The following is a 5,776-nucleotide window of genomic DNA, read 5'->3' on the forward strand; positions in this document are numbered from 1 at the left end:
CCCTGAAGGTGGTCGACGATCTGAATGCCGCCGTCGAGCACATCGACACCTACGGCACCGGGCACACCGAAGCCATCATCACCGGCGATCAGGCCGCCGCCCGCGCGTTCACCGCGCGCGTCGACGCCGCCGCCGTCATGGTCAACGCGTCCACCGCCTTCACCGACGGTGAGCAGTTCGGCTTCGGTGCGGAGATCGGCATCTCGACCCAGAAGCTGCATGCGCGTGGCCCGATGGGACTGCCCGAACTCACCTCCACCAAGTGGATTGTGTGGGGCGACGGCCAGGTGCGCCAGGCATGACCGGCACCGAAAGCATCGTTCCGTCGTTCACAAGTCCCGACGACGTCGTCGGGAAGCTGCGCACCACCGGATATCTGGCCGATGAGGCGACCGCCACCGCCACCTTCTTGGCCGACCGCCTGGGGAAGCCGCTGTTGGTGGAGGGCCCGGCCGGTGTCGGCAAGACCGAGTTGGCCCGCGCGATCGCCGGGGCGACCGGCGCCGATCTGGTCCGCCTGCAGTGCTACGAGGGCATTGATGAGGCGCGGGCGCTGTACGAGTGGAACCACGCCAAGCAGATCCTCGCCATTCAGGCTGCCGGCGAACGCGACTGGGACGCAACCAAAGACAACATCTTCTCCGAAGAGTTTCTGCTCGCCCGTCCGCTGCTGACCGCGATCTCACGCACCGAACCGACGGTCCTGCTGATCGACGAGATCGACAAAGCCGACGTCGACATGGAGGGGCTGCTACTAGAAATCCTTTCCGACTTTCAGGTCACCATCCCGGAGATGGGTACCGTGACTGCGCAGCGACGGCCGATTGTGCTGTTGACCTCGAACGCCAACAGGGAACTGTCCGAGGCGCTCAAACGACGTTGCCTGTACCTGTACATCGACTTTCCTGATCCCGAACTTGAACGCGAGATCCTCGCCTCTCGGGTGCCCGAGCTGCCGGAGAACCTGGCTGCCGAGGTGGTCCGCATCGTCGGTGTGCTGCGCGGTCTGGATATTCGCAAGAAGCCGTCGGTCGCCGAGACCATCGACTGGGGAAACACGCTGCTCGCCATGGTCAACGGAGTTCAAGCTGAGGACCACGACGGCCGAGTCTCCGATTCGATGCTCAAGCGCACGCTGGGTGTCGTCCTCAAGCACCGCGCGGACGTGCTGACCGCCGTGCGGGAACTGAAGCTGGACTGAGTGCGGTGGACCCTTCGACAGGCTCAGGGAGCGGATCGGGCGGCTCAGGGAGCGGATCGGGCGGATCGGGGAGCGGATCGGGCGGATCGGGGAGCGGTTTGCCGATCCCTGAGCCTGTCGAAGGGTCCACGCAGATCCTCGTCGACACCCTCACCGGATTCGTGGCCGATCTGCGCAACCGGGGGATTGTGGTCGGTCCGTCCAACCTGATCGACGCGGGGCAGGCGTTGGAGGTCCTTGACCTGTTGGATCGGGAAAGTCTACGCGAAGGCCTGGCCGCCACCTTGCTGTCAGAACACCTGCACCGCGACACCTTCGACCGCTGCTTTGAGCTGTGGTTTCCACTCGGTCACACCGCGCGGGCAGGCGCCGTCGCGGTGCCGCACACCGAATCCGGCGAGGTCGACGTCGCGGCACTACGGCAGCTGACCGCCGACATCCTGGCCGACGACGACGCCCAAGGTGACGGTCGGTTCGACCAGTTGGTGGCGGCGATCGTGGCCGAGGTCGGCCGGTACGAGTCGGCCCGCGGCGAGAGTTTCTCGGTGTACCAGGCGATGTCGGCGATCTCACCGCAGACGTTGATTGCGCAGATCGCGGCGTCCATGGCGGCGGGGATCTCGCGCGAAGAAGGAAGTCGGGCGGGTACTGACGCACTGAATCGTCGTGCTGCCCGCGATGCGACGCAACGGTTACGCGCGGCGGTGGAAACCGAGGTGCAGCGCCGGATGTCGGCGTTGCGCGGCCGCGAGGAGGTCGCCGAATACGCGGTGCCGAAGCTGCCCGAACACATCGACTTTTTCTCGGCCAACCCGCAGGACATGGTGAAGCTAAAGCGCACCATTGAGCCGATCGCGCGCTTGCTCGCCGCCAAGTTGGAGTTCCGGCGGCGACGCAATCATCGCGGCGCCGTCGACGTCCGGTCGACGCTGCGGGCATCGATGTCTACCGGCGGTGTGCCGATCGAGTTGCGGCACCGCAAGTCGCGACCGGGGAAGCCCGAGATGGTGGTGGTCTGCGACGTCTCCGGTTCGGTGTCTGGATTCAGCTCGTTCACGCTGCAGCTGGTTTATGCCCTGCGCCAACAGTTTTCCAACGTGCGCGTGTTCGCGTTCATTGACACCGTCGATGAGGTGACCGACTACTTCGACCGGTCGGCGGCCGACGATCAGTTCGGCGAGCGGATGGCGACGATGTTGACGCAAGCGCGGATCAGCACGCGCGACGGCCATTCGGACTACGGTCACATGCTGCGCGGGTTCGCCGACAACTATCTCGATTCGCTGACTCATCGCGGTGCCCTCCTGATCCTCGGCGATGCCCGTAACAACTACGCGCTCGCCAGCGTCGACTCTTTGCAACGGCTTACCGACCGGGTCCGCAACGCATACTGGCTCAACCCCGAGCGCAAAGAGAACTGGGACACCGGCGATTCCATCGCGAGCCGCTACGGCGAGGTGATCGAGATGTATGAGTGCCGCAACGCCGGGCAGCTCGGTCAGGTGATCGGTAATCTGCTGCCCGTGTAGACGAGCGATATTGGGTACACCGCACGGCTGGTCGACGACGAAGCTGCGTAAACTCACGGTTCATGTCAGAAGCTCCGCAGTCTCCGCGCCGGATCGGCGTCATGGGCGGCACCTTCGACCCAATCCACAATGGGCACCTGGTGGCCGGCAGCGAAGTGGCCCACCGCTTCGGGCTCGACGAGGTGATCTTCGTCCCGACCGGACGGCCGTGGCAGAAGGAAGGCGCCCGGGACGGGGCCGCCGCGCGGGTGGTGACCCCGGCCGAGCATCGTTATCTGATGGCCGTGATTGCGACGGCGTCGAATCCGCGCTTCACGGTGAGCCGCGTGGACGTCGACCGCGACGGCGTCACCTACACCGTCGACACCCTCCGCGACCTGCGTGAGGTGTACCCGAACGACGAACTCTTCTTTATCACCGGCGCCGATGCGCTGGAATCCATTCTGACCTGGCACAATTGGGCGGAGTCGTTCGAGCTCGCCAACTTTATCGGCGTGTCCCGCCCGGGATATGAGCTCGACGCCACCCACCTGGCCGAACATTTGAAGACCAAGCCGGCCCACGCCCTGCAAATGATGGAGATCCCCGCCCTGGCGATCTCGTCCACCGACTGCCGCAAGCGGGCGCGCGACGACCGCCCGATCTGGTACCTGGTGCCTGACGGCGTGGTCCAGTACGTCAGCAAACACGGTCTGTATCGAAAGGACCCCTCATGACTGCCACTCCGCAAGCGCTTGCGCTCGCCACTATCGCCGCAAACGCCGCCGCCGACCGCAAGGCAACCGACATCGTCGTGCTCGATGTCTCCGAAACGCTGGTCATCACCGACCTGTTTCTGATCGCCTCGGCCGACAATGAGCGGCAAGTCAATGCGATCACCGAGGAGATCGAGGACCAGCTCCGCGCGGCCGGGCACAGCCCGCTGCGCCGTGAGGGTGTGCGCGACGGTCGCTGGGCGCTGCTCGACTACGGCGACGTCGTCGTCCATATCCAGCACGACGACGAGCGTGAATTTTATGGGCTGCAGCGGCTGTGGGCCGACGGCCCCACCGTGGAGATCGAGGGACTGGAGCGCCCGGAGTCGGACCCGGTATGACCTTTGAACCGGATCAGGGCGACACCAGTGTCGAGCGACTCACACCGATTGTCCGGCGCCTGGTGCTGTTGCGTCACGGGCAGACCGCATACAACGCGGCGCGGCGGATGCAGGGCCACCTCGATACGGAGCTGACCGAGCTGGGTGCTGCGCAGGCACGAACCGCGGCCAGCGTGCTAGCTGCGCGGGAACCGCGGCTGATCCGCTCGTCGGACCTGCAGCGCGCGTACGACACCGCGCTTGCGCTCGGGGCGATCACCGGGCTCGACGTCGCCACCGACCGACGCCTGCGTGAAACGCATCTGGGCGACTGGCAAGGACTGACCCACACCGAGGTCGATACCGCGATGCCCGGTGCGCGACGGATCTGGCGCGACGATGCGACGTGGACCCCGCCCGGCGGTGAGAGTCGGGTCGATGTGGCGCGGCGCGCGGTTCCGGTGGTCGCCGAACTGCTCGACGACATCGCTGACTGGGGGCAGGGCGAGAACCCGGAAGCTCCGGTGGTCCTGGTCGCCCACGGTGGCGTGATCGCTGCACTGACCGCCGGTCTGTTAGGCCTACCGGTCGCCAACTGGCCGATTCTGGGCGGTCTGGCGAACACCAGTTGGGTGCAGCTGTCCGGGCACAGCCTGCCGGGGGACGACCCGACCTGGCGCCTGGACGTCTGGAATGCCTCCTCGGAGGCCGCCGACACCGGAGTGCAGTAGCGGTGGGCGCCGACGATGCCGGGACCGTTGTGGTCCTTGCCGACTCCCTATCGTTTTACGGACCGGTCGGTGGGCTGGCCGCCGACGACGAGCGTATCTGGCCGAATCGGGTCGGGGCCGCGCTCGGGCGCCGCGTGGAGTTGTTCGCCCGGATCGGCTGGACCAGCCGCGACATCTGGTGGGCGTTGACTCAGGATCCCCGGATCTGGGCTGCGCTACCCGAAGCCGACGTGGTGATCCTCGCCTATGGCGGGATGGACTCGTTACCGTCGCCGCTGCCGACCGCACTGCGCGAGCAGATCCGCTACCTGCGTCCGGCCTCGCTGCGCCAGGGGGTACGGGGGGTTTACGGCTGGTTGCAGCCGCGGCTGTCTCGGCTGGGCTGGCCGATGGCGTTGCCGCCGGCGATCACCGTGGACTACTACGAGAAAGTCCGCGCGGCGATCTCGCATCTGCGGCCGGACCTGCCGATCGTCGTCGCGCTGCCACCAACGCACGCGAGCCCGTACTACGGGCATGCACACCCCGGCCGGGTGCCGACCAGCTCGGCTATTGAGCATTGGGCGGCCCAGCACGATCTGCCTGTCGTCGACTTCTATCCGATCACCGCCCGCGACTTCGGCGTGGACGGCAGCGGTGATGCGCAGGACATGAATCCGGACGGCATTCACTGGGGCCTGCACACGCACGCCGCCCTTGCCGAATTGGTGGCCCCGGCAGTGGATTCACTCCTGGATTGACGTCGACTTGGGGTGGACCGGCGTGTGCGGCCTGATCGGTTCCGGCTAAGTTGTAAAGCGTGCCTGTAACCGTCGTCACTGATTCCTCTGCGCGCTTACCCGCGTCATTGGCGGACCGCTACGGAATCGTGCAGGTTCCCCTACACATCACCCTGCCCGACGGCACCGAGTACCTTGAGGGCCTTGACGACATTCCCGGCGACGTGATCTCTACGGCGGGTGCGACGACGTCGGGGGTCAATCCGCACGATCTGATGGACGCCTACCGCGACGCGCTCGAGCGCAGCGACGGGGACGGGGTGGTGGGCGTGCACGTTTCGCGCCGACTGTCGGGCACCTGGGCGGCTGCCCGGCTCGCCGCCGAAGAATTGGGCGATTCCTTGCGTGTCGTCGATTCGCGGGCGGCGGGAATCTCGGTGGGTTTGACCGCGCTGGCGGCCGCGCAGGCCGCGGCCGACGGGGCCGACCGGGACGGGGTGTACGAGGCCGCCGTGCGGGCC

At 66.5% G+C, this 5,776-nt stretch carries 7 protein-coding genes and 1 pseudogene; all 8 read left to right on the forward strand.

Annotation, left to right across the window (positions count from 1 at the left end):
• Positions 1-302: pseudogene (gene proA / locus WAW85_RS05955) on the forward strand (gamma-glutamyl-phosphate reductase); the annotation flags it as partial.
• Positions 299-1,201, forward strand: coding sequence for an AAA family ATPase (locus WAW85_RS05960; protein WP_422558720.1), 903 nt, complete (start codon positions 299-301; stop codon positions 1,199-1,201). The pseudogene proA and the gene WAW85_RS05960, both read left to right, overlap by 4 nt.
• Before the next feature lie 104 nt (positions 1,202-1,305).
• On the forward strand, positions 1,306-2,730 hold the full coding sequence (locus tag WAW85_RS05965) for a VWA domain-containing protein (protein ID WP_422558726.1): 1,425 nt from the start codon (positions 1,306-1,308) through the stop codon (positions 2,728-2,730).
• 62 nt (positions 2,731-2,792) lie between these two features.
• Positions 2,793-3,446 (forward strand): nicotinate-nucleotide adenylyltransferase, encoded by a 654-nt coding sequence (gene nadD, locus WAW85_RS05970; RefSeq protein ID WP_422558721.1) that lies wholly within the window; start codon positions 2,793-2,795, stop codon positions 3,444-3,446.
• The gene (gene rsfS, locus WAW85_RS05975; protein ID WP_422558722.1) at positions 3,443-3,826 is read left to right on the forward strand and encodes a ribosome silencing factor; all 384 of its coding nucleotides are present in this window, start codon (positions 3,443-3,445) and stop codon (positions 3,824-3,826) included. The genes nadD and rsfS overlap by 4 nt, the downstream gene beginning before the upstream one ends.
• Complete coding sequence (locus WAW85_RS05980) at positions 3,823-4,536, forward strand: histidine phosphatase family protein (protein WP_422558723.1); 714 nt, start codon at positions 3,823-3,825, stop codon at positions 4,534-4,536. Before rsfS ends, WAW85_RS05980 begins: the two co-directional genes overlap by 4 nt.
• Before the next feature lie 2 nt (positions 4,537-4,538).
• A complete protein-coding gene (gene octT, locus WAW85_RS05985; RefSeq protein WP_422558724.1) occupies positions 4,539-5,276 on the forward strand; it encodes a diglucosylglycerate octanoyltransferase in 738 nt (245 codons plus the stop codon).
• Positions 5,277-5,335: 59 nt separating this feature from the next.
• The coding region (locus tag WAW85_RS05990) for a DegV family protein (protein ID WP_422558725.1) at positions 5,336-5,776 on the forward strand (441 nt) is incomplete at its 3' end.

The organism is Gordonia sp. (in: high G+C Gram-positive bacteria) (genome assembly GCF_049299075.1).
GTDB lineage: Bacteria > Actinomycetota > Actinomycetes > Mycobacteriales > Mycobacteriaceae > Gordonia.